Annotated in this window: 21 protein-coding genes and 1 riboswitch; of the genes, 12 read left to right on the top strand and 9 right to left on the bottom strand. The window is 73.4% G+C overall.

Annotated features, from left to right (window positions below; all coding sequences use genetic code 11):
• The first annotated feature begins 130 nt into the window (after positions 1–130).
• The gene (gene trpD, locus ACH5AO_RS15590; RefSeq protein ID WP_398924794.1) at positions 131–1,195 is read left to right on the top strand and encodes an anthranilate phosphoribosyltransferase; all 1,065 of its coding nucleotides are present in this window, start codon (positions 131–133) and stop codon (positions 1,193–1,195) included.
• 182 nt (positions 1,196–1,377) lie between these two features.
• Positions 1,378–1,494, top strand: a riboswitch (SAM riboswitch).
• 337 nt (positions 1,495–1,831) lie between these two features.
• Entirely contained in the window at positions 1,832–3,196 is a 1,365-nt protein-coding gene (locus ACH5AO_RS15595; protein ID WP_398924795.1) for an aminotransferase class V-fold PLP-dependent enzyme, read from the top strand.
• Positions 3,197–3,369: 173 nt separating this feature from the next.
• On the opposite strand, the gene ACH5AO_RS15600 is transcribed toward ACH5AO_RS15595, so the two are convergent.
• From ACH5AO_RS15600 to ACH5AO_RS15630, 7 genes are all read right to left on the bottom strand, one after another.
• A complete protein-coding gene (locus ACH5AO_RS15600) occupies positions 3,370–4,527 on the bottom strand; it encodes a glycerate kinase (protein ID WP_398924796.1) in 1,158 nt (385 codons plus the stop codon).
• Positions 4,528–4,539: 12 nt separating this feature from the next.
• Positions 4,540–5,955: an SLC13 family permease gene (locus ACH5AO_RS15605; RefSeq protein ID WP_398924797.1), complete on the bottom strand. Its 1,416-nt coding sequence runs from the start codon at positions 5,953–5,955 to the stop codon at positions 4,540–4,542.
• Between the two features lie 90 nt (positions 5,956–6,045).
• Positions 6,046–6,708, bottom strand: coding sequence for a response regulator transcription factor (locus ACH5AO_RS15610; protein WP_398924798.1), 663 nt, complete (start codon positions 6,706–6,708; stop codon positions 6,046–6,048).
• Positions 6,705–8,204, bottom strand: a complete 1,500-nt coding sequence (locus ACH5AO_RS15615; protein WP_398924799.1) for an ATP-binding protein — start codon at positions 8,202–8,204, stop codon at positions 6,705–6,707. Before ACH5AO_RS15615 ends, ACH5AO_RS15610 begins: the two co-directional genes overlap by 4 nt.
• Positions 8,131–8,445 (bottom strand): small secreted hydrophilic protein, encoded by a 315-nt coding sequence (locus tag ACH5AO_RS15620; RefSeq protein WP_398924800.1) that lies wholly within the window; start codon positions 8,443–8,445, stop codon positions 8,131–8,133. The genes ACH5AO_RS15615 and ACH5AO_RS15620 overlap by 74 nt, the downstream gene beginning before the upstream one ends.
• Before the next feature lie 222 nt (positions 8,446–8,667).
• Positions 8,668–8,949, bottom strand: coding sequence for an Lrp/AsnC family transcriptional regulator (locus tag ACH5AO_RS15625; RefSeq protein ID WP_030820493.1), 282 nt, complete (start codon positions 8,947–8,949; stop codon positions 8,668–8,670).
• Positions 8,946–9,680: a rhomboid family intramembrane serine protease gene (locus ACH5AO_RS15630; protein WP_398924801.1), complete on the bottom strand. Its 735-nt coding sequence runs from the start codon at positions 9,678–9,680 to the stop codon at positions 8,946–8,948. The genes ACH5AO_RS15625 and ACH5AO_RS15630 overlap by 4 nt, the downstream gene beginning before the upstream one ends.
• A 156-nt stretch (positions 9,681–9,836) precedes the next feature.
• On the opposite strand from ACH5AO_RS15630, the gene ACH5AO_RS15635 reads away from it, so the two are divergent.
• The 5 genes from ACH5AO_RS15635 (at position 9,837) to ACH5AO_RS15655 (ending at position 15,278) form a co-directional block, all read left to right on the top strand.
• The gene (locus tag ACH5AO_RS15635) at positions 9,837–10,076 is read left to right on the top strand and encodes a hypothetical protein (protein WP_189555420.1); all 240 of its coding nucleotides are present in this window, start codon (positions 9,837–9,839) and stop codon (positions 10,074–10,076) included.
• A 100-nt stretch (positions 10,077–10,176) separates the two neighbouring features.
• The gene (locus ACH5AO_RS15640; RefSeq protein ID WP_398924802.1) at positions 10,177–11,520 is read left to right on the top strand and encodes an NYN domain-containing protein; all 1,344 of its coding nucleotides are present in this window, start codon (positions 10,177–10,179) and stop codon (positions 11,518–11,520) included.
• A gap of 303 nt (positions 11,521–11,823) precedes the next feature.
• Positions 11,824–12,864 (top strand): NlpC/P60 family protein, encoded by a 1,041-nt coding sequence (locus tag ACH5AO_RS15645; RefSeq protein WP_398924803.1) that lies wholly within the window; start codon positions 11,824–11,826, stop codon positions 12,862–12,864.
• 176 nt (positions 12,865–13,040) lie between these two features.
• Positions 13,041–14,054 carry an NlpC/P60 family protein gene (locus ACH5AO_RS15650; protein WP_398924804.1) on the top strand — a complete coding sequence of 338 codons (1,014 nt, stop codon included), beginning with the start codon at positions 13,041–13,043 and terminating at the stop codon, positions 14,052–14,054.
• Positions 14,055–14,087: 33 nt separating this feature from the next.
• On the top strand, positions 14,088–15,278 hold the full coding sequence (locus tag ACH5AO_RS15655) for a hypothetical protein (protein ID WP_398924805.1): 1,191 nt from the start codon (positions 14,088–14,090) through the stop codon (positions 15,276–15,278).
• Between the two features lie 303 nt (positions 15,279–15,581).
• Here ACH5AO_RS15655 and ACH5AO_RS15660 read toward each other — a convergent pair whose 3' ends face one another.
• Complete coding sequence (locus tag ACH5AO_RS15660) at positions 15,582–16,817, bottom strand: glycosyltransferase 87 family protein (RefSeq protein WP_398924806.1); 1,236 nt, start codon at positions 16,815–16,817, stop codon at positions 15,582–15,584.
• A gap of 122 nt (positions 16,818–16,939) precedes the next feature.
• On the opposite strand from ACH5AO_RS15660, the gene ACH5AO_RS15665 reads away from it, so the two are divergent.
• A complete protein-coding gene (locus ACH5AO_RS15665) occupies positions 16,940–18,082 on the top strand; it encodes a glycosyltransferase family 4 protein (RefSeq protein ID WP_398924807.1) in 1,143 nt (380 codons plus the stop codon).
• 169 nt (positions 18,083–18,251) lie between these two features.
• On the opposite strand, the gene ACH5AO_RS15670 is transcribed toward ACH5AO_RS15665, so the two are convergent.
• A complete protein-coding gene (locus ACH5AO_RS15670) occupies positions 18,252–20,048 on the bottom strand; it encodes an AMP-dependent synthetase/ligase (protein WP_398924809.1) in 1,797 nt (598 codons plus the stop codon).
• Positions 20,049–20,344: 296 nt separating this feature from the next.
• On the opposite strand from ACH5AO_RS15670, the gene ACH5AO_RS15675 reads away from it, so the two are divergent.
• From ACH5AO_RS15675 to ACH5AO_RS15690, 4 genes are all read left to right on the top strand, one after another.
• The gene (locus tag ACH5AO_RS15675; RefSeq protein ID WP_398924810.1) at positions 20,345–21,142 is read left to right on the top strand and encodes a metallophosphoesterase; all 798 of its coding nucleotides are present in this window, start codon (positions 20,345–20,347) and stop codon (positions 21,140–21,142) included.
• A gap of 140 nt (positions 21,143–21,282) precedes the next feature.
• Positions 21,283–21,726: an SRPBCC family protein gene (locus ACH5AO_RS15680; protein WP_398924811.1), complete on the top strand. Its 444-nt coding sequence runs from the start codon at positions 21,283–21,285 to the stop codon at positions 21,724–21,726.
• Between the two features lie 158 nt (positions 21,727–21,884).
• A complete protein-coding gene (locus ACH5AO_RS15685) occupies positions 21,885–23,039 on the top strand; it encodes an ArsA family ATPase (RefSeq protein ID WP_398924812.1) in 1,155 nt (384 codons plus the stop codon).
• Positions 23,040–23,096: 57 nt separating this feature from the next.
• A complete protein-coding gene (locus ACH5AO_RS15690; RefSeq protein ID WP_398924813.1) occupies positions 23,097–23,651 on the top strand; it encodes a DUF5304 domain-containing protein in 555 nt (184 codons plus the stop codon).
• Positions 23,652–23,747: the final 96 nt, after the last annotated feature.

Below are 23,747 nucleotides of genomic sequence, written 5' to 3' on the forward strand. Positions count from 1 at the left end.
CGCCACACGACGGCGAAGGGCCCCCGTCCGTTCTGCGGACGGGGGCCCTTCGCCGTCCCCGGACCTCGATAGGGTGGGGCCCGGGACCTGCCGGGTCCCCGCGACCCTTCCACGACCGTCAGGAGCGGCCATGAGCGCTGTGACCCCCGCTGGAGGCGACACCGCGGCGGGCCGCTCCTGGCCCGCCCTGCTGAACGGACTCCTGGACGGACGGAACCTGTCCGCCGACGACACCGCCTGGGCGATGGACCTGATCATGCGCGGCGAGGCGACCGACGCGCAGATCGCCGGGTTCGCGGTGTCCCTGCGGGCCAAGGGCGAGACCGTCGAGGAGATCACCGGCTGCGTGCGGGCGCTGTACGACCACGCCAACGTGATCGAGGTGCCGGGCGCGACCGTCGACATCGTCGGCACCGGCGGGGACGGCGCCAAGACGGTCAACATCTCCACGATGTCCTCGATCGTCGTGGCCGGCACCGGCGCGAAGGTCGTCAAGCACGGCAACCGGGCCGCCTCCTCCGCGTCCGGCGCCTCCGACGTCCTGGAGAAGCTCGGCGTCAACCTGGAGCTGACCCCGCGACGGGTCGCCGAGGTCGCCGAGGAGGCCGGGATCACCTTCTGCTTCGCGGTGAAGTTCCACCCGGCGCTGCGCCACGTCGCCGCCGCCCGCGGCCAGCTCGGCATCCGCACGGTGTTCAACTTCCTCGGCCCGCTGGCCAATCCGGCGCGGGTCAAGGCACAGGCGGTCGGGGTCGCCGACCTGCGGATGGCGCCCATCATGGCCGGGGTCTTCGCCGAACGCGGCAACTCCACGCTGGTGTTCCGCGGTGACGACGGACTCGACGAGCTGACCACCACCGCCACCTCCAGAGTGTGGGTCGTCCGCGACGGCAAGGTCGACGAGGAGACCTTCGACCCGCGCGACGTCGGCATCGACCTGGTGCCCGTGGAGGCCCTGCGCGGCGCCGACGCCTCCTACAACGCCGAGGTCGCCCGCCGGCTCCTCGACGGCGAACCGGGTCCCGTGCGGGACGCGGTGCTGCTGAACTCGGCGGCGGCCCTGGTGGCCCTGGAGCCCGGCGACGGCACCCTGACGGGGCGGATCCGCGCCGGTATGGCGAAGGCGGCCGAGGCGATCGACTCGGGGGCCGCCAAGCGGGTCCTGGAGCGCTGGGTGGCCGCCAGCAACGCGTAAGGCCCGCCCGGCGGGTTCCCCGCGCGGGGTACTTTCATCGTCCTCGCTGACCGGGGCTGTGAGGCACCGGCGGTTTCCTTCGGGCCGATCCGCCGGGCAGGTCCTCCCGTCGGGCCGCGGGACGTCCCGCGATCCGGACACGGGTTGCGGGACGTCGATCACTTCACGTACTTTCCTGTCCAGGTCATGAGTGACAGCCATCAGGCCCCGGCCGGCTGTCCGGCAACCCTCCGTCCGTGGCGGGGTGCCCCGGGTGAAGACCAGGCCGTGAGCAGCAAGGCCCACGGCAAGCGCGGGCCCCTCGTACACCAGGGGTCCTGGTCGTCGAGGAGTCTTCCGTGAGCAAGCGAATGCGCTAGGCCCTGTCGCCCGTTCCCGCCCGTCGCGTGACGCCGTGCACGCACTTCCGCCGCACCGGGACCTGAGCCGAGTACATCCCGTACGGGGCTCGGGGACCGGCACGCCGAGGGCACGCACCTGACGCCACGCGGCCCGACCTCCGGGCGGACGCCGGGAACGTCACGACAGGGCCAGGGCTGCCGAGCCCCGCCTCCGCGCACCCCTTTTCCCCTCCCTCCGCGCTCGAGCGATGTGCGCTCGCGCGGAGATTCCGCCTGCCTCACCGGGAGTTGTGCCATGTCCGTCGCCGCCGACACGTCCGTCCGCGCCCCCCTGCCCGTCCTCGGCCGGGACGTCACCGTCCCCCTCGTCACCGGCGGCGAGGTCACCTACGCCGCCCTCGACTACGCCGCCAGCGCCCCCGCCCTCCAGCGGGTCTGGGACGACGTGGCCGCCTACGCGCCGTACTACGGCAGCGTCCACCGGGGCGCCGGATACCTCTCCCAGCTCTCCACCGACCTGTTCGAGAACGCCCGCCGGACCGTCGCGGACTTCCTCGACTGCCGCACCGGGGACCAGGTGGTGTTCACCCGCTCCACCACCGACTCCCTCAACCTGCTCGCCACCGTGCTCCCCGACGGCTGCGAGGTCTTCGTCTTCGAGACCGAGCACCACGCCTCCCTGCTGCCCTGGCGCGGAGCACGCGTCACCTTCCTCGACGCCCCGCGCAGCCCCCGGCAGGCGGTGGAGACCCTGGAGCGCGCCCTCGCCGACCGTGACCCCCACGGCCCGGCCCTGGTCTGCGTCACCGGCGCCTCCAACGTCACCGGCGAGCTGTGGCCCGTACGGGAACTGGCCGCCGCCGCGCACGCGCACGGCGCCCGGATCGTCCTGGACGCCGCCCAGCTCGCCCCGCACCACCCGGTGAGCGTCCGTGACCTGGACGTCGACTGGGTCGCCTTCTCCGGGCACAAGCTGTACGCCCCCTTCGGCTCCGGCGTGCTGGCCGGCCGCGCCGACTGGCTCCGGGAGGCCGAGCCGTACCTCGCGGGCGGCGGTGCCAGCCGCAGGGTCACCCGGCGCGGGGACGGGGGAGTGGACGTGGAGTGGCACGACGGCGCCGCCCGCCACGAGGCCGGATCGCCCAACGTCATCGGCGCGTACTCCATCGCCTCCGCCTGCACGGCGCTCACCGAGGCCGGGTTCGACGCCCTGGTCGCCCGCGAGGAGGAGCTGATCGGCGCGGTGCGCGCGGGACTCGCGGACGTGCCCGAGGTGCGCTTCCTGTCCCTGTTCGGGGACGACGCCCCGCGCGTCGGCGTGCTCTCCTTCGTCGTCGAGGGCTGGAACAGCTCCCACTTCGCGGCCGCGCTCTCCGCCGAGTACGGCATCGGCGTACGGGACGGGCTGTTCTGCGCGCACCCGCTGGTGCGGACGCTGCTCGGTGGTGACGCGGGGGCGCAGGGGGAGTGCGGGGCGCCCGAGGCGGGGCCCGGGGAGAAGTCGCTCAACGCGATCCGGGTGAGCTTCGGGGCGGGGACGCCGGACGAGCACGTGGAGCGGTTCGTGCGGGCGGTGCGGGAGCTGGTGCGGGACGGGGCGAGGTGGTCCTACCGGACGGTGGACGGCCGCTGCGTCCCGGACACCTCCGCCCGCGGGTGATTTCTTTCGCCCCCGCCGCCCCTTCCCGTCCCGAACCTGGGGCTCCGCCCCAGACCCCGCTCCTCAAACGCCGGAGGGGCTGAGATTTAGCCCCTCCGGCGTTTGAGGAGCGGGGGTCCGGGGGCAGCGCCCCCGGGGGACGGGAACGGGAAGGGGCGGCGGGGGCGAAAAACCTAGGTGGTCGCCGGCAGGCGCGCGCCCAGGACGATCATGCGCAGCGCGCGCTCCGTCGCGTCGGTGAGCAGCTCCGCGCCCCGCACCAGCGCCTCCGCCAGAGCCATCGGCGCGGGCAGGATGCCGTGGCAGGCGTCCACGCCCGGCACCTCCCCCGCCCCCTCCCCGAGCGTCCCCGCCAGCGCCAGCACCGGCCGCCCGGACAGCTTGGCGCGGCGCGCCACCTCCGCCGGGACCTTGCCGCGCGGCGTCTGGTGGTCCAGGGCGCCCTCCGCGGTGACGACCAGATCGGCGCGGGCCAGCCGGGCGTCCAGGTCGAGGTGGTCCAGCAGGACCTGGAAGCGGGGCAGGAGGGACCCGCCCAGGGCGGCGAGCCCGGCGCCCAGTCCGCCGGAGGCACCCGTACCGCGGCCCAGGCGCAGATCGGTGCCGGTGACGGCGAGATCGCGGGTCAGCACCCGCGCCCAGTTCTCCAGCGCCGCCGACAACTCCTCGACCTGCTCCGGACCCGCCCCCTTCTGCGGGCCGAACACCCGGGCCACGCCCCGCTCCCCGCACAGCACGTTGAAGGGGTTGCAGGCGACGAGGAGTTCCACACCGGCGAGACGGGGATCGAGCCCGGCCGGGTCGATACGGGCCAGGCGCGTCAACTCGCTTCCGCCGGGCGCCAGTTCACGTCCGTCCGCGTCCAGCAGCCGCGCGCCGAGCGCCTGGAGCGCGCCCGCGCCGCCGTCGGAGGTGCCCGAGTCGCCGCAGCCCACCAGGATCCGCCGCACCCCCTGGTCGAGGGCGGCGCGGATCAGTTCCCCGACGCCGTACGTGGTGGTGGCGCCAGGGTCGCGCCGGGTGCGGGGGACGAGGGAGAGTCCGGCCACCGCCGCCATCTCCACCACCGCCGTGTCCCCGGAGCCGAGCAGCGCGAAGTGGGTGCCGACCGGTTCGCCGACCGGGCCGGTGGCGGACAGCGCGACCAGCCGGCCGCCGGTCGCCGAGGCCAGCGCCGAGGCGGTGCCCTCACCGCCGTCCACCAGCGGGATCCGGTCGATCTCGGCGTCCGGCAGCACCCGGCGGACGCCCGCCGCGATGGCGTCGGCGGCGGCCTGGGCGGACAGCGACTCCTTGAAACCGCTGGGGGCTACGACGACACGGTTCAGCATGAGGGGAACTCCTTAGCGGGTCACGGGGACGCCGAGCAGCGGCCACACCGCGACGGCGAACAGCAGGACCAGGGCGGCGGTGAGCGGGGCCAGCACGGCGGACAGCCGCAGCAGGTCGCGCGGGGTGTAGGTGGGGGTGCCGGGGATGTCCGCGAAGAGCGTGACCGGTTTCGCGGAGGCCGGGAGCGTGTGGCAGAAGCCCGCGGCGGCGGTGGAGGCGAGCGCCGCCGCGACCGGGTTCACCCCGGCGCCGACGGCCGCCGCGACCACCAGCGGGACCAGCACGGAGGAACGGGCGGAGCGGGACTGGAGCATCAGGTGGGCGGCCGTGCTGACGGAGATCACGACCGCCAGGAACATCACCGGGGTGATGCCCGACGGCAACCCGCCGACCAGCCACTTCGCCGCGCCCGACTCGGTGAGCGCCACGCCCATCGCCATCGTCGCCGCCATGAACAGCAGCAGCGACCAGGGCACCGTCCTCAGCGCGTCCTTCAGCCGTACGGTGCCCAGCGCCGGCGAGGCGGCGACGACCGCGCCGATCAGCGCGACCACCGCGGGGGACACCCGGTGCAGCGGCTCGCTGCACCACAGGGCGACGACCGTGGCCAGCAGCAGCGCGCAGCGCTTCTCGGCCTGCGTCCAGGAGCCGGTGACCGGGCGGTCGCTGTGCCGCTGGATCTCCTCGGCGGTGATGTGCACGGGATCCTTGCGGTCCGCGCGCCGGGTGGTGGTCAACAGGACGGCCTCGGCGGCCAGATGGGAGGAGGCCACGGCCAACGGCAGCCCGAGCAGCAGCCACTCGGTGAAGCCGACCCGTTCCCCGGCGGCCTCCCACAGCACCGACACGGTGATCAGGTGCGCGCCCGCACCGATCAAGGTGGCCACCGCCGACAGGAGGATCACGGTCGGGAACAGCAGCGCCAACATCACGACCAGCCGTTTCCGGTCGGCGAGCGCCTTGGCGAGGGCGAGGAACACCGGCAGGGCGAGCGCCGCCCGGCCGGACGTGGCCGGCACCGCGAACGCCGTGACGACCAGCGCGGCCGTCGTCAGGTGCGTCAACTGCCGCACCGTACGCGCCCCGCCGACCAGGAAGGCCGCCGCCCGCCCCGCGAGCCCGGTCCGGGTGACCGCCGCCGCCAGCACGAACGCGCAGATCAGCAGCCACACCGTCGAGTCGCCCAGGGTGCCGAACAGGGTGTCGCTGCTGATCACCCCGGTCACCGTCAGCGCGAGTCCGGCGCCCAGCGCGATGTACGTGTCGTCGATCGGCGTACCGATCCACGCGCAGGTCGCCAGCGTGAACACGGCGAGGGTGAGGCGCGCGTCCCCGCCGAGACCGGGGAAGGTGCCGGGGACCGCGAGCAGCGCGCACAGCGACAGGGCCACGCACAGGGCCGCGGTCAGGCGGGGGTTCAAAGTCACGTCATCGACGATTCACCCCGGCGGTGAGCCGTCGATGAGCCGGAGATGAAGGAAACTTCACCCGGCGGGCCGGCCCCGGCGCGGGGGCCGTCACGCGGGGAGCCGGTAGCCCATCCCGCGGACCGTCTCCACCTGCTCCGCGCCGAGCTTCTTGCGCAACGCCCGCACGTAGACGTCCACGATGTTGGAGCCGGGGTCGAAGTCGTAGCCCCACACGTGGGAGAGGATCTGCTCGCGGGAGAGTACCTGCCCGGGGTGCCTCAGGAACAGTTCCAGCAACACGAATTCACGGGCCGTCAGGTCGACGGTGCGGTCCCCGGCGCGGGCGCGGCGGGTGCGCAGGTCGAGGCTGAGCTCGCCCGCCTTCAGCACCGTCACCTCCGGCGCCCGGGCCGCGGTGCGCAGCCGCAGCCGTACCCGGGCGAGCAGTTCCTCGAAGCGGAACGGCTTGGTCATCCAGTCGTCGGCGCCGCCCTCCAGGCCGGCCACCGTGTCCCGTACCGAGTCCCGCGCGGTCAGCACGATCACCGGGGTCGTCACCCGGGACTCGCGCAGCTCGCGCAGCACGGTGAAGCCGTCCCGGCCGGGCAGTCCGATGTCGAGGACGATCAGGTCGAAACCGCCGGTCAGGGCGTACTCGTGGCCGGTCTCGCCGTCGGGGACGACGGTGGTGGTGAAGCCGTTGGCGCGCAGTCCCTTCTCCACGAAGGAGGCGATGCGCTCCTCGTCCTCGACGATCAGGATCCGGTTCAATGCGGTGCCTCTTCCAGGGTGAGTACGAAGGTGGCGCCGCCGCCCTCGGTGTCGTGCAGGCGGACCCGGCCGCCGTGGCCCTCGGCGATCGCCTTGACGATCGACAGGCCGAGCCCGGCGCCCGAACCGCGCGCCCCGCGCCGGGAGGTGCCGCGCCGGAAGCGTTCGAAGACCAGCTCCCGGTCCTGCGGCCGGACCCCGGGGCCCGAGTCGGCGACGTACAGCTCGATGCGGGAACCCTCCGCGCGGGAGCCGATGCGGATGGTCTGGCCGGGAGTGGTGTGCTGCACCGCGTTCTGCGCCAGCTGCACCATCGCTTGGGTGATCCGCTGAGGGTCCAGCTCGGCCTCCCGGTCGGCCGTCTCCGTGAGCCGCCAGTCGCGTTCACCGAGGGTGCGGGCCTTGACGTAGACGTCGGCGGTGAGTTCGGCGAGCTGGACCGGCTCGGGGCGGACGAAGTCGGGGCGTTCGGCCTTGGCGAGCAGCAGCAGGTCCTCCACGATGCGGCTCATCCGGTCGAGTTCGTCGGTGACGAGGCGGACGGTCTCCTCCCGTTCGGCCGGGTCGTCGCCCATCAGCTCCAGGTGTCCGCGCACGATGGTGATCGGGGTGCGCAGTTCGTGGCCGGCGTCGTCGACGAACTGGCGCTGGACGGCGAAGGCCCGCTCCAGCCGGTCGAGCATCGCGTTGAACGTCTCGGCGAGGGCCGCGATGTCGTCGTGGCCGCGCACCGCGATACGGCGGGTGAGGTCCTGCTCGGTGAGCTGCGCGGCGGCGGTGCGCACCAGCCGCACGGGCTGCAGGATCCGCCCGGCGACCGCCCAGCCGATGCCGGTGGTCAGCAGCAGGGCGACCCCGGAGATGGCGAGCAGCACCCGGAACACCTCGTCCACCCGCGCCACTTCGCGCTCGGGGTGGAAGGCGACGACGAACGCCGCCTCCGGGGCGCCGCCGCCGTGCCGGGCCACGGCCACCTTGGCCCAGCGGATCTCGCCCTCGGGCCGTTGCAGCACACCGGAGGCGTCGGGCGATTCGAAGATGCGGCGCCGGGCGTCGTCGTCCTCGTACAGGGGCAGGGCGACGGGCAGTTCGCGCGGCTGGGTGAGCTTCGCCGGGCCGCCGCTGCCGCGGGCCACCAGGCCGATCAGCTCCTCGTCCGGGTCGGCGTACTGCCGTTCCAGGAAGACCCGCAGCAGCCGGTCCGGGTCGGTGAAGGACCGGCCCGTCTCCGGATCGAAGCCGCGCTCCTCGAAGTTGGCGAACTCACCGGTCTCCTGGGCGAGCAGGCCGTTGATCCGGTGGTCCACGTCCCGCAGCAGGAAGGAGCGGGTGGTCATGGCGACCGAGGCGAACGCGACCGCCATGACGAACAGCAGCCACAGCAGGATGCGGACCCGGGCGGAGATCCGCCGGCGGACCCGGTCAGCCGTCGTCGTCCGGTCCGTCGTCCCCGCCGGGGGCGTCGTCCGGGGAGTCCTGGCCTCCGTCGTCGTCATCGTCGTCATCCGCTGGGCTGTCGGTCACGGGAGGCCGGGAGACGACCTCGTCGCTGGGCGTCGGCTCGGGCCGCGTGGACGGGGCCGTGGGCGCCGGGGTGGGCGAGCCGCTGTCCAGTTCGACCCGGGGCGGCACCTTGGGCGGTTCGGGACTGTCGGCCAGGGCGTAACTGGTCGCGGCGACGCCCAGCGGGATCAGTACGACGGCGGCGAGTGCCGCCATCCGGCGAGTGAAGACCATGCCCCGATCCTGCGCACCGCACCGGAGGTCCCGGATGAGCGCCGGATGAAGAACTCTTCATCCACCGGTTCCGTCCCCTCCGGCCGTGGCAGCCCCTCCGGCGCTCGAGGAGCGGGGTCCGGGGCGGAGCCCCGGGACGGGAAGGGGCGGCGGGGGCGAAGAACCGGCCGAGGCACCCAGGACCGGCACCGACCGGAGGGACGAGCACCCCGGCGCGGACCGCTAGCTGTCCAGCCCGATGGCGAACGCCGCCTCCAGGTCGTGCTGCGAGTACGTACGGAACGCCACGTGCGTGTCGGTGCCCTCCACCCCCGGGATCTTGCTGATCCGGCCGGGGATGACCTCCGCCAGGTCCTCGTGCTCACGCACCCGCACCATGGCGATCAGGTCGTACGTGCCGGTCACGGAGAAGACCTCGCTGACGCTGTCCAGCGCGGCGATCCGTTCCGCGATCTCGGGGATCCGGTCCACGCTGGTCTTGATGAGGACGATCGCGGTGATCACGGTTGGTTCTCTCCCTCAGGGGCCGGAGCGGGGGTGGCCTTCACTGTAGTCGTCCCGCCGAAGCGCACCCACGCGTAGCCGAAGCCCAGCCCGAACCCGATCAGGTGCGCCAGGTACGCCACCCCCGGCCCCTCGCCCGCCCGTCCCGCCGCCACCCACTGCAGCGCCGCCCAGAACGGCAGCACCACCCACGCCGGCAGCCGTACCGGCAGGAAGAACAGGAACGGCAGGAGACTGGTCACCCGCGCCCGGGGGAACAGGAAGAGGAACGCGCCGAGCACCGCCGAGATCGCCCCGGAGGCACCGACCAGGGACTGCTCGGAGCCCGCGTCGGTGGCGGCGTACCCCAGCAGTGCGAGGTAGCCGCAGCCGACGTAGCACAGGGTGAACCGCACCCGGCCCATCCGTGCCTCGGTCATCGCTCCGAAGACCTGGAGGAACAGCATGTTGCCGAGCAGGTGCACCCAGCTGCCGTGCACGAAGAGCGCCGTGGCGGGGGTGAGGAAGGCCGCGGGGGATCCTTCGAACAGGTCTGCGGGAATGACGCCCCAGTGCCGGAAATGGGTCCTTTGCGCGGCGAGCAGCTCCTCCCCGGAGCCGTGGGCCGGATTCAGGCCCGACACCGGCCCGATCAGGAAGAGCACGCAGCACAGCACGATGAGGGTGTGGGTCACCGGCGCGGAGGCGCCCCGGATCGCCCCGGCGGCCGACGCTCTCCAGTCACGGATCATGAATACAGAGCATGACGTAACCGGATGCAACCGCACAGACCGCCTCGCCGCCATGGACGGGCGGGCGGCGGGGACCCGCCAGGCCGTAGGGTTACGAGCCACACGCACCGGTGAGCCGGCGCGTCCCGGACACTGGAAGGAAGGCGAACAGCCACGATGACGGTTCCTCTGCCGACCGCCTCGACGCGGTGGCGCTGCACCCTCTGCGGCAACCTCACCCGCTTCGACGTGACCCGCTCGTCGAAGGTCGTCGAGTACGTCCACCTCGATCTGGCCGGAGAGCCCACGGTCGAGGAGCGCGAGGTGCTCGGTGAGACCATCGAGTCGGTGCGGTGCCGCTGGTGCAACGCCGTGGACCAGGTGGAACTCGTGGACAGGCCGGGTGCCGGTTCCTGAGCGAAGGGGGTCCCTCCCGCTCGAACGAAGTCGGCAGTGGGGGAGGGCCCGCTGACGTGACCCCGCGCGGGGTCGCAGAACGGACATAGGGGTGTGACGGATGGTGGAGACCACGGGCGGGGGGCCGCAGGACGGCGCCGCCGAGGTGCTCGACCGTCCGCTGCCCGACGGAGTGCGCCGCCGGGTCGTGCAGATCGTCGCCGACGGCTTCGGCGGGCTCACGGTCGCCGAGCTGCCCGCCCAGCTGAGGCAGTACGCGCGCTTCGCCCCGAACCGCCGCGCCAAGTTCGCCGGCAACGCCATGGCCGCGGCGCTGGAGACCGATCCGCTGTTCCGGCAGCGCATCGGGGAGAAGCTCAGGGAGGCCCAGCCGGAACTGGCCGACGCCCTCGACGCGGGCTCCCCGCCCCCGGCCGCGGACCCGCTCGACGTGGCGGCCGCGGCCTACGTGCTCCGCCCGGCCGGCTGGGTCAAGCTGGTCACCGCCGCGGGCGAGGAGGCCCAGCGCGCCGACGCCGAGCGCGCCGACGAGGAGACCCGGGCCGAGCTGGAGCGGCTGCGCGCCGAACTCGCCCGGGCCCGGGAGCACACCAAGTCCGAGACCGAGCGGCTGCGCACCGAGCTGGAGTCGGCGAAGAAGGAAGCCGAGTCGCTGCACCGCAAGCTGCGCTCCGCCCTCAGCGACGTCAAGCGCGGCGAGGCCGCCGTGCGCAAGCTGCGGGGCGAGATGGAGGCCGTGCGCGCCGAGGGGAACGCCCAGGTGTCGGCCGCCGAGAGCGAGAGCCGGCGCCTCAAGGCCCGGCTGGGGGAGACCGAGGCCGCCCTCGAGGCCGCCCGCCGGGCCGCCCGGGAGGGCCGCAGCGTGGAGGACATGCGGGTCCGGCTGCTCCTCGACACCGTCCTCGACGCCGCCCAGGGGCTCCGCCGGGAGCTGGCGCTGCCCCCCGTGTCCGTCCGGCCCGCCGAGACCGTGGACGCCGTCGAGCCCGGCCGCATGACCCCGAAGGACATCGCCAACCGCGCGCTGTCCGAGCACGACCCGGCCGTCCTCGACCAGCTGCTGGCGCTGCCGCAGGCGCATCTGGTCGTCGACGGCTACAACGTGACCAAGACCGGCTATCCCCAGATGCCCCTGGAGAAGCAGCGGTTGCGCCTGCTGGGCCAGCTCGCCCAGCTCGCCGCCCAGACCGGGGCGGAGGTGACCTGCGTCTTCGACGGCGCCGAACTGGCCGCGCCGGTGCTGCTCGCGCCGCCGCGCGGGGTGCGGGTGCTGTTCTCCAAGCCGGGCGTCACCGCCGACGAGCTGATCCGCCAGCTGGTGCGCGCCGAGCCGCCGGGGCGGCCCGTCATCGTCGCCTCCACCGACCGCGAGGTCGCCGACGGAGTGGCCCGCGCGGGCGCCCGCCCGGTCGCCTCGGCGGTGCTCCTGAAGCGGCTCGCCTAGCACCTCCCGAAGCGGCTCGCCCAGCACTCCCGAAGCGGTTCGCGCGGCACCTCGCTCAAAAGGCTTACCTCACACCTCATTCACATCCGTCCCTCGTGCAACGTACGGGATCTATGCCCGAATTGACGGAACCGTCACGCAACGTAGCGTCAAGGGTGCGTCACCGCAGGTGAGTTCGGACCGAATAAACGCGCTGTAACGGAGATTTTGTGTCCAGGGATTTGAACTGATCACAAGAGAATCACTAGGGTCTCCCTTCGAACCCTCGCTCGCGCGATCACTCTCGAGAAGGAGCTCGTCTCCGTGGCGTCCCACCGTCGTCCCAAGCAGCCGAGCCGCGCACGCGTCACCGTGCTCACCACCGCTGCCGCTGCCGCTGTCGTCATGAGCTCGCAGGCCGCCAATGCCGCGCCCAGCGAGAAGCCGAGCAAGGACGAGGTCAAGGCCAAGGTCGACAAGCTCTACGAGCAGGCCGAGCAGGCCACCGAGAAGTACAACGGCGCCAAGGAGAAGCAGGAGAAGCTCCAGAAGGAGATCTCCACGATCCAGGACAACGTCGCCAAGGGCCAGCAGGAGCTCAACGAGCTGCGCGACGGCCTCGGTTCGATGGCCAGCGCCCAGTACCGCAGCGGCGGCATCGACCCCTCCGTCCAGCTCTTCCTCTCCGCCGACCCGGACGACTACCTCGACAAGGCGTCCACGCTCGACCAGTTGAGCACCCAGCAGGTCGACGCGCTCAAGGAGATCCAGGAGAAGCAGCGCGAGCTCGCCCAGCAGCGCTCCGAGGCGTCCGAGAAGCTCAAGGACCTCTCCGCCACCCGCACCGAACTGGGCAACAAGAAGAAGGAAGTCCAGGGCAAGCTCTCCTCCGCGCAGAAACTGCTCAACAGCCTCACCGCCGCGGAGAAGGCCCAGCTCGCCGACGAGGAGACCCGCGCCACCCGCGCCAGCGAGCGCGAGGCGCTCGACGTCAAGGTCCCGGCCGGCTCCGGCCGCGCCGCCGCCGCCTTCGCCGCCGCCCAGAGCAAGATCGGCACCCCCTACGTCTACGGCGCCACCGGCCCGTCCTCCTTCGACTGCTCCGGCCTGACCTCCTGGGCGTACGCGCAGGCCGGCGTCGGCATCCCGCGCACCTCCGAGGCACAGACCGGCGCGGGCACCAAGATCTACTCGATGAGCCAGCTCAAGGTCGGCGACCTCGTCTTCTTCTTCAACGACCTGCACCACGTGGGTCTCTACGCGGGCAACGGCCAGGTGCTGCACGCCCCGCGCACCGGCACCGTCGTGCGCTACGAGTCGATGAACACCATCGGCGGCCCGTTCATGTTCGGCGTCCGCGTCTAGCCGCCGCCGTTCGGGGGATTCCCCGCCACGCCGTTCGGCCCCACGCCCCGCCTTCGACGCAGGTCACAGGCGGGGCGTCACCGTGTGTGGCTCCCCGGGCCGTTGGTCCGCCCCGGCCCCGGGGGCTACTGTCTGCCGCGTTTCCCTGTCCGCCAGCGGAAGGAGCGCGGCTTCCCGTGGGGTCCCATCGCCGTATCGCACCGTCGTCCGGATCCGACCGGGGCACCGCCGTCGCCCTCGGTCTGCTGTCCGCGGCGGCCACCGCCCTCGCCGCCGTACCGGCCGCGGCCACGCCGTACGACGTCACCCGGGCCGAGGTGGACCGCCTGTACCGGGAGGCCGAGAAGGCGACCGAGGCGTACAACGAGGCCGACGAGCGCGCCGACGGACTGCGTCGGCGGATCGCCGACGCCCAGGACGGGATCGCCCGGCAGCAGGCCCGCGTCAACACCATGCGGGAGTCGCTGGGCTCGCTCGCCGGCGCCCAGTACCGCTCCGGCGGCCTCGACCCCACTCTCGCCCTGCTGCTCTCCGACGATCCGGAGGACTACCTCGAGAGGGCCTCCGTACTGGACCGGATCACCGTCCACCAGGCCGCCGAGCTGAGGAGACTGAGGAGCGCCCTGCGCTCCCTCGCCCAGGACCGCGCGGAGGCGGCCGGAAAGCTCGGCGCGCTGGAGAAGAGCCGCAAGGCCGTCGCCGCGCACAAGCGGACCGTCGAGCGCAAGCTCGCCGAGGCCCGCCGGCTGCTCGACTCCCTCCCGGCCGGCGAACGCGCCGCCTGGGACCGCGCCACCCGCTCCGCGCGCCCGGAGCTGCCCGGCCCCGGCGAGGCGCCCGCCTCGCCCCGCGCGGCGGCCGCCGTCGCGGCGGCCCGCTCCGCCCTCGGCAGGCCCTACGTCTGGGGTGCCAACGGCCCGTCCTCCTTCGACTGCTCCGGGCTGACCCAGTGGTCGTACGCCCGGGCGGGGGTCGCGCTGCCGCGCACCTCACAGGCCCAGCGGTACGCCGGCCGGCAGGTCCCGCTGTCCGAGGCGCGCCCCGGTGACCTGGTCGTCTACCGCTCCGACGCCTCCCACATCGGGATGTACATGGGCAACGGCCAGGTGATCCACGCACCCCACCCCGGCGCCCCGGTGCGCTACGACCCGGTCGGCATGATGCCGGTCTCCTCGGTCACCAGGATCTGACCGCACCGGCCCGACGCCCGTACCCTCGGGAAGGTGGCTGGTCGAAGGCGGGTGTCGGGTGCGTCGGTGACGGTGCTGTGTCTGCTGCTCGTCGCCCTGGCGGGATGCGGCGGGGGACCGGCCGTCGACGCCGTGCGCGCGCAGGTGCAGTCCCTCCTGGACCGCCGCGCGGAGGCCGTCCTCGACCGCGACGCCGCCGCGTACGCCCGTACCGGCACCCGCGCCGGGTTCGACAACCTGCGCGCGGTACCGCTCGCCGACTGGTCCTACCGCGTCACCGCCCTCGACCGTACCGGTGACACCGCCACCGCCTCCGTCCGCCTGAGCTACCGCGTCGAGGGCCACGACCGGTCCCCGGTCACCACCGCCCGCTCCCTGGCCCTGAGCCGGGACCGCGACGGCCGCTGGTCCGTCGACTCCGACCGGCCCGCGACGAAGTCCGGCCAGCAGCTGTGGGACCAGGGCCCCGTGCGCGCCGTCCGGGGCGAGCGGAGCCTGGTCCTCGGCGTCGGCCGGTCCGACGGGAAGCTGCGGGACTACGCCGGCCTCGCCGACCGCGCGGTGCCCGCGGTGTCCGACGCGTGGGGCCCGCGGTGGGCCCGGAGCGTGGTCGTCCTCGTCCCGGAGACCCTGGAGGACATGGCGGGCCTGCTGGGCTCGCCCGCCTCCTCCTACCGGGGCATCGCGGCGGTCACCACCGGCGCCACCGACACGGACGGGCGGGCGCCGGCGGACCGGGTCATCGTCAACCCGGACGCCTTCGGACTGCTCGGCGACTCGGGCCGGCAGGTCGTCCTCACCCACGAGACCACCCACGTCGCCACCCGCGCCCACACCTCCGCAGCGACCCCGCTGTGGCTGTCCGAGGGGTTCGCCGACTGGGTCGGCTACCGCGGCGGCGACCGCGCCCCCGCGGAGGTCGCACCGGAACTCGCCCACGCGGTGGGCCGGGGCGAGGTGCCCACGGGGCTGCCGGACGACGAGGACTTCGGCTTCTCCGGCGACGCGGACCGCCTCGCCCGTGCCTACGAGAGCGGCTGGCTGGCCTGCCGCCTCATCGCCGACCACTGGGGCGAGGACCGCCTCGGCGCGTTCTACCGCGCCGTGGGCGCGCACGAACACCGTGAGGGCGCGGTGGAGGACGCGATGCGGCAGGTCCTCGACACGACCCCCGAGGACTTCACCGCGCAGTGGCAGGAGTACGTGAAGGCCACCCTGAACTGACCGATTGCGCCCCCGCCGCCTCCGCGCTCCCGCGCCCCGAGATTCCGCCTCCGCGCTCCCGCCTCCGCGCCCCGTATCCGCGGGCAGTCGTGCCTCCCCCAGTGCCTTAAGGGCCTGGGAGGTACCCCCAGGGCGATGGGGGTACCTCCCGCTCATGGGGGTCCCCCCGCTCGAGCGGAGTCGAGAGTGGGGGAGAAGCCGAGAGTGGGGGAGGCACCCCGCAAGCGCCGGGCCGCGCGATCCACCCCCGGCCCCCACCAGCGCAGGGACACCTGTGAGCACCGGCCCGCACCCACGCGGGGATCAGGACGAGACCGGCGCTCCGGCGGCCCGGGCCGGACCCGGCATCCGGGGAACCGGCCGCCGCCGGGGCACCGTCGCACACCACAGCACACGCGCCGCCACCAGCGTCGCCGCCACCAGCAGACCGTTGCGGAGGACCAGCAGGCCGATCCCCAGCGCGTCACTGGCCACCACGTGCGCGAACCACACCGGGAACTCCAGCACCGTCACCGCCGAAGCGGCCAGCACCAGCCCGACCGGCACCCCCATCCGGCTCCCCCGGAAGCACAGGCACACCGCTCCGAGCCCGACCAGCCACACCATGTACTGCGGACTGATCACCCGACTCGTCGTCGTGAACAGGAGCACCGCCACGAACGCCGCGTCCGCCACGGTCCGCGCCTCGAACCGGACGGCCCTCATCCGCCACAGCACCAGCCAGCCCAGCGCGACCCCGCTCAGGAACAGCGCACCCGTGCTCACCCAGCTCACGTACGGGCCGAGGAACTCCACCGAGCCGTAGTTGAGCAGCACCTCACCCTCCCACCCGTGATGCCGGGCCACATGGAGGACGAGCGCCCCCAGCGACTCCACCTCCGTCCCCCGGTCCCGCTGGAAACCGAGGAACGCGAACGCCCCCGGCATCAGTACGGCGAACAGCGCGGCCACCCCGGCACCGGTCACCGCGGCCCACACCCACGCACCGCGCCGCCGCACCGCGAGGAGCAGCAGCGCCGGCCACACCTTCACCAGCGCCCCGAAACCGGCGAGCGCCCCCGCCGTCCGGGGGTGCCGGCCGGCCGCCAGCAGCGCGGCCACGGCGACCGCGGTCACCATCACGTCGTAGCGCGCGTACACCGTCGGCCCCAGCAGCGGCACGCCCACCACCCACACCCATGCCCCGCGCGGCGACCGTCCGGGACGGAGGCCGGCGTACCGCAGCAGGCACAGGGTGACCAGGTCGGCGAGGCACGCCAGGACGAAGAAGGCGGTGGCGTACTCCAGGAACGGCAGCAGGCCGGGGGAGAGGACCGCCAGGGCCGCGGCGGGCGGGTACTGCCAGGTCACGTCGTCCAGCGGGAACGTTCCGGTGCGCAGGACGTCGTACCAGCCCCGGTAGATGACCGACACGTCGCTGGTGACGTCAGGACCGGGGAAGACGATCACCTTCAGGACGCACAGCAGCAGGGCGGCCCGCGTCAGTGCCCACAGGAGCAGCAGCCAGGCGAGGGACCCCCGTGCGGCCGTCGTCTTCATGCGGCTCCCTGCCCGTCCGGTGTGCGGTCGTGGAGGGCCATGATGTCCCGGACACCTGTGCACGTGCCACGGAGCACCGCCGCGGCGGGCGGCGCACCCCCCGTTCGGTAGGGTCTGCGGCGATGCACAAGACCCTGATCGTGACCAACGACTTCCCGCCCCGCCCCGGCGGCATCCAGGCGTTCCTGCACAACATGGCGCTGCGGCTCGACCCGGGGCGGCTCGTCGTCTACGCCTCCACCTGGAAGCGCTCCCGGGAGGGCGTCGAGGCCACCGCCGCCTTCGACGCCGAGCAGCCCTTCACCGTCGTACGCGACCGTACGACGATGCTGCTGCCGACGCCCGGAGCCACCCGCACGGCCGTCCGGCTGCTGCGCGAGCACGGCTGCACCTCGGTGTGGTTCGGAGCGGCGGCACCGCTCGGCCTGATGGCACCGGCGCTGCGCCGGGCGGGTGCCGAGCGGATCGTGGCCACCACCCACGGCCACGAGGCCGGCTGGGCCCAGCTGCCCGCCGCGCGGCAGCTCCTGCGCCGGATCGGGGACTCCACGGACACGATCACCTACCTCGGCGAGTACACGCGCTCCCGGATCGCCGGCGCGCTGACCCCCGCGGCGGCCTCCCGGATGGTGCAGCTGCCGCCCGGGGTCGACGAGAAGACCTTCCACCCCGGTTCGGGCGGCGACGAGGTGCGGGCGCGGCTCGGGCTGACCGACCGGCCGGTGGTCGTGTGCGTCTCCCGGCTGGTGCCGCGCAAGGGGCAGGACACGCTGATCCGGGCGATGCCCGCGGTCCTGGCCGCCGAACCGGACGCCGTCCTGCTGATCGTCGGCGGCGGCCCCTACGAGAAGGACCTGCGCCGCCTCGCGCACGACACCGGCGTGGCCGCCTCCGTCCGCTTCACCGGCTCCGTCCCCTGGTCCGAGCTGCCCGCCCACTACGGCGCCGGTGACGTCTTCGCGATGCCGTGCCGCACCCGGCGCGGGGGCCTGGACGTCGAGGGCCTCGGCATCGTCTACCTGGAGGCCTCCGCGACCGGCCTCCCGGTCGTCGCCGGCGACTCCGGCGGCGCCCCCGACGCGGTCCTCGACGGCGAGACCGGCTGGGTCGTGCGGGGCGACTCGGCCGAGCAGACCGCGGACCGCGTCATCACCCTCCTGGGCGACGGGGAACTGCGCCGCAGGATGGGCGAGCGGGGCAGGGAATGGGTCGAACAGAAGTGGCGCTGGGACCTGTTGGCGGAGGAACTGAAGAAGCTGCTCTGAAGAGGCCGCTCCGAAAACGCTGCCCCTGAGAACGCCCCCCGGGGGCAGCACCCCCAGGGGCGCGGGGCTGTGACATGGGCGGCTCCGCCGCGTGGGCGCGACGAGCCACAGACCACCCGCACCCGCCGACGGCGCCAGAGACGCACCCCGAACTGCGCCCAAGCGGAACCTACTTGGCGTAGATCGCCTCGATCTCGTGGGCGTAGTCCTTGGCGACGACATTCCGCTTCAGCTTCAACGACGGAGTCAAATGCCCCGACTCCTCGGTGAACTGAGCCGGCAGAACCCGGAACTTGCGCACCGACTCCGCCTTGGAGACCGCCGAGTTGCCGTCGTCCACCGCGGCCTGGATCGCCGCGAGCAGATCGGGGTCCTCGCTCAGCGACCCCGCCGTCGACCCCGCCGGCTTCCCGTGCTCCGCGCACCACCGGCCAAGGAACTCCTCGTCGATGGTGACCAGCGCGCCCACGAACGGCCGCCCGTCGCCCACGACCATGCACTCCGCGACCAGCGCGTGCGCCCGGATCCGGTCCTCGATGACCGCCGGGGCGACGTTCTTGCCGCCCGCCGTCACCAGGATCTCCTTCTTGCGGCCGGTGATCCGCAGATAACCGTCCTCGTCCAGCGTGCCGATGTCCCCCGTGTGGAACCAGCCGTCGGTCAGCGCCTCGGCGGTCGCGCCCGGGTTGTTCCAGTACTCCTTGAACAGGTGCTCGCCGTGCAGCAGCACCTCGCCGTCGTCCGCTATCCGGACCACCGAGCCGGGCAGCGGCTGGCCGACCGTGCCGATCTTCTGCCGGTCCCACGGGTTGAACGCGGTCGCCGCGCACGACTCGGTCAGCCCGTAGCCCTCCAGCACGCTGAAGCCGATGCCGCGGAAGAAGTGCCCCAGGCGCTCGCCCAGCGGGGCGCCGCCCGAGATGGCGTACTCGCCGCGCCCGCCCAGCACCGCGCGCAGCTTGCCGTAGACCAGCTTGTCGAACACCTTGTGCTTGATCCGCAGGCCGAGCGACGGCCCGGACGGCGTGTCCAGCGCCCGGCTGTAGGCGATCGCCGTGTCCGCCGCCTTGTCGAAGATCTTCCCCTTGCCGTCGGCCTGCGCCTTGGCCCGCGCCGAGTTGTAGACCTTCTCGAACACCCGCGGCACGCCCAGGATCAGCGTCGGGCGGAACGCGGCCAGCTCGTCGGTGAGGTTCTTGATGTCGGGCAGACAGCCCAGCTTGATCGGCGCCATCATGGGCGCGATCTGCACCAGCCGGCCGAAGACGTGCGCGAGCGGCAGGAACAGCAGCACCGAGCACTCGCCGGTGCGGAACAGCGGACGCAGCCGCTCCACGATGTTGCCGCACTCGGCGAAGAAGCTGCGGTGGGTGAGCACACAGCCCTTGGGACGGCCGGTGGTGCCGGAGGTGTAGACGATGGTCGCCGGGTCGTCCGCCTTCGCGGACGAGCCGCGCTCCTCGACCGTCGCGTCGTCGACGTCCTGCCCGAGCCGGTTCAGCTCCTTGATGCCGCCGGCCTCTATCTGCCACAGGTTCTTCAGCGCGGGCAGCCGGTCGCGCACCGACTCCACCGTCGCCGCGTGGGCGTCGAGCTCCACGAAGCAGGCGGTGGCGCCGGAGTCGCCGAGGATCCACGCCACCTGCTCCGCCGAGCTGGTCTCGTACACCGGCACGGTGACCGCGCCGGCGCTCCAGATCGCGAAGTCCAGCAGGGTCCACTCGTAGCGGGTGCGGGACATCAGGCCGACCCGGTCGCCGGGCCGTACACCGGCGGCGATCATGCCCTTGGCGGCCGCCCGCACCTCCGCAAGGAAGGCGGTCGCCGTCACGTCCTGCCAGGCCCCGTCCACCTTGCGGGCGATGACGGCGACGTCGGGGTGCTGCGCGGCGTTTCTGCGGACAATGTCGGTCAGGTTTCCGTCGGCGGGGACCTCGTACAAAGCCGGAAGGCTGAACTCGCGCAAGACTGCTGCTCCTCTTAGGGCTCCGGCGCCACGACGTTGTGCGATGCGACGGTGCGGTCCAAGGCTCGGGCGGGTGCTCACGGATTCACATGTCGAAATCCCGAGCACGACTGGACTGCCCGGACGTTACCCGCCGGTATGTCTTCTGCGACAGGGGGTCCCGGCGAGATGTTCGCTGCGTCACACAGGTTGGTATTTCATTGCGCACAGTAGTCCACCCCGTCGCCGACGAGCCAGTAACCGCAGGTAGGCCCGCCATTGTTCACGCACGCCGCACACCCTTACCCTTGATCGCCATGGCATCCACACCAGGCGGGAAACGGCGCACACGCGTCCACGTGGTCAGTGACGTACACGGCAACGCCCGCGACCTGGCCCGCGCGGGCGAGGGCGCCGACGCCCTGGTCTGCCTGGGCGACCTCGTGCTCTTCCTGGACTACGCCGACCACTCGCGCGGCATCTTCCCCGACCTGTTCGGCACCGAGAACGCCGACCGCATCGTGGAGCTGCGCACCGCCCGCCGCTTCGAGGAGGCGCGCGAGTTCCAGCGCGGCCTGTGGGCGGGCATCGGCATGGACAAGCCCGCCGCGATCGAGAAGGCGGTGCGCAGACAGTACGCCGAGCTGTTCGCCGCGTTCCCCACCCCGACGTACGCGACGTACGGCAACGTCGACGTGCCGCCCCTGTGGCCGGAGTACGCGGGCCCCGGCACGACCGTGCTGGACGGGCAGCGGGTGGAGATCGGCGGCTGGACCTTCGGCTTCGTCGGCGGCGGCCTGCGCACGCCGATGCGCACGCCGTACGAGATCGACGACGAGGAGTACGCGGCGAAGATCGAGGCCGTCGGCGAGGTCGACGTGCTGTGCACGCACATCCCGCCGGAGGTGCCCGAGCTGGTCTACGACACCGTCGCGCGCCGCTTCGAACGCGGCAGCCGGGCCCTGCTGGACGCCGTCCGCCGCACCCGGCCCCGCTACTCCCTGTTCGGGCACGTCCACCAGCCGCTGGCGCGGCGGATGCGGATCGGCGCCACCGAATGCGTGAACGTGGGGCACTTCGCGAGCAGCGGGAAGCCCTGGGCACTCGAATGGTGAGGCCGGAAGGGTGTGGATGCCCCAGGTCGGGTGAGTTCCGTCGGTCCGCCGCGCGGTAGCCTTCCGCTGCACGCGCGTGCGCTGTGCGACTCGCGCACGGCGACGACGACTACCGGCCCGCATCTGGAGGAGCCACGGCGATGGCGGAACACACCAGCTCGAGCATCACGATCGAGGCGGCACCGGCCGACGTCATGGGGGTGATCGCCGACTTCGCCCGCTACCCGGACTGGACCGGTGAGGTGAAGGAGGCCGAGGTCCTCGCGACCGACGGCGAGGGCCGCGCCGAGCAGGTGCGTCTCGTCATGGACGCCGGCGCGATCAAGGACGACCAGACCCTCGCCTACACCTGGACCGGCGCGCACGAGGTCTCCTGGACCCTGGTGAAGTCCCAGATGCTCCGCTCCCTCGACGGCTCCTACCTCCTCACCCCGGCCGGCCCCGGCACCACCGAGGTCACCTACCGCCTCACCGTCGACGTCAAGATCCCCATGCTCGGCATGATCAAGCGCAAGGCCGAGAAGGTCATCATCGACCGGGCCCTGGCAGGCCTGAAGAAGCGAGTGGAGTCCGCCCCGAAGTAGCCCCCTCGTAACTACGGGCGACCGTACTGTCGGGTCGGCGCCCCCCCCGTAACTGCGGGCAATCGTGCCGCAGGGCGGCACGGGTGGGCGCGGCGGCACCCCGCAAGCGCCGGGCTGCGCGGACAACCCCCGCCCGGCGTCCACTACCGTTCACCCCCATGCGCACCCTCCTGATCACGGGCCCCGGCGGCAGCGGCCGCACCACGACCGCCGCCGCCACCGCGCTCACCGCAGCCCGCGAGGGTGCCCGCACCCTGCTCCTCGGCACCGACCGCACGGACACCCTCGGCCCCGTACTGGGCGACGGGGCCACCCCACGCCTCACCGTGCGGCGCGTCGACCCCGACGCGGACTTCCGCGCGGACCTCGCCGCCCTCCAGGACCGGGCGGCCTCCGCGCTGGACCTCCTCGGCGCCTCCCGGCTCGACCCCGAGGAGGCCACCCCCCTCCCCGGCGCCGAGGAACTCGCCGTCCTGCGCGCCCTGCGCGACGCCACGCTCCCGGAGGACGCGTACGACCTCGTCGTCGTCGACCTCCCGCCCACCCCCCGCGCCCTCTCCCTCCTCGCCCTCCCCGAGGAGCTCCGCCGCTACCTGCGCCGCCTCCTCCCGCCCGAACGGCAGGCCGCCCGCGCCCTGCGCCCCGTCCTCGGCCGCCTCGCCGGCGTCCCCATGCCCGCCGAGTGGCTGTACGGCACGGCGGCCCGCCTGGACCTCCAGCTGGCCGCCGTGGAGGCCGTGCTCGCCGACCCCGGCACCGCCGTACGCCTGGTCGCCGAGCCGGGACCCGCCGGCGCCGACGCCGTACGCACCGCGGCCCTCGGACTCGCCCTGCGCGGACTGCGCACCGACGCGCTGATCGCGACCCGCGTCCTGCCGGAGAGCGAGGCGGCCGGCTGGCTCGCCGGCCCCGTCGCCCAGCAGCGCAAGACCCTGGAGGAGTGGCGCGAGTCGTACGACGTCCACCCGGTCGCCCACCTGGGCCGCGACCCGCGCGGCACCGACGACCTCACCGCGCTCGCCGTACCCGGTGCCCGGACCGGACCGGGCGGCGCCACCCGGTGGCCGGTGGAGGACCGGCTGGCCGACGACGGCGTCCTCGTCTGGCACGTCCCCCTGCCGGGCGCCCGCCGCGACGAACTCGACCTGATCCGGCGCGGCGACGAGATCGTCGTCACCGCCGGACCGTTCCGCCGCGTCGTCCCGCTGCCCTCCGTGCTGCGCCGCTGCACCGTCGCCGGCGCCGCCCTGCGCGAGGGCGGGCTGCGCATCCGGTTCCGGCCGGATCCGGCACTGTGGCCGCGCACCCGCTGAAGCGACGGCGGCCGTTCGGGTACCGTCGAAGGTGCCATCCGTAGTCAGGAGTCCGTCATGAGCGAACAGCTCCCCCCGTCCGACGACGCCGGGGACGAGATCGCCGGCAAGCCGGTGGACGACGTACGGGCGGCCGGAACCCATGCGGAGACCCACGCCGAGACCCGTGCCGAGACCCACGCCGACGCCTGGGCGACCGCCGCCGCCGAGGACCTCGAGGCGGAGAAGGCCCGCCGCCGCGCCCAGTACGGACCGCCCCCCGGCTCCGCCGCCGAGGAGCTGAGGAAACTCGTCGACGCGGTCGCCGACAAGCTCTCCGGCCTGCGGTCCCCGCTCCTCGGCGCGGTCGCCGGACCGGCCGCCCAGCAGGTGGTGCGGCAGGTCGTCCAGCAGGCCAGGGCCGCCGTCGAACCCGTCATCGAACGCAACCCCGACGTCTTCGACCACCTCGCGGCCGCCGGCAACGAACTCCTCGCCGCCTACCGCTCGGCCGTACAGGACCAGGAGCGCCGCTGGACGGCCCGCGAGTCCGACCCCCGCGACCTCGACGAACGCCGGGACCGCGGCGACGACCCCGGCACCGGCCCCGGCGAGCGCATCGACCTGGACTGACGGCGAGGCCCCGGCGAGGTCCCCATGATCCACGCCGGACCGACCACCGTACGGACGCCGGGCCCCTCACGGCAGTGCCTCGGGTACCGTTGACGG

This window comes from Streptomyces sp. NPDC018964, assembly GCF_044390325.1.
Lineage (GTDB): Bacteria > Actinomycetota > Actinomycetes > Streptomycetales > Streptomycetaceae > Streptomyces.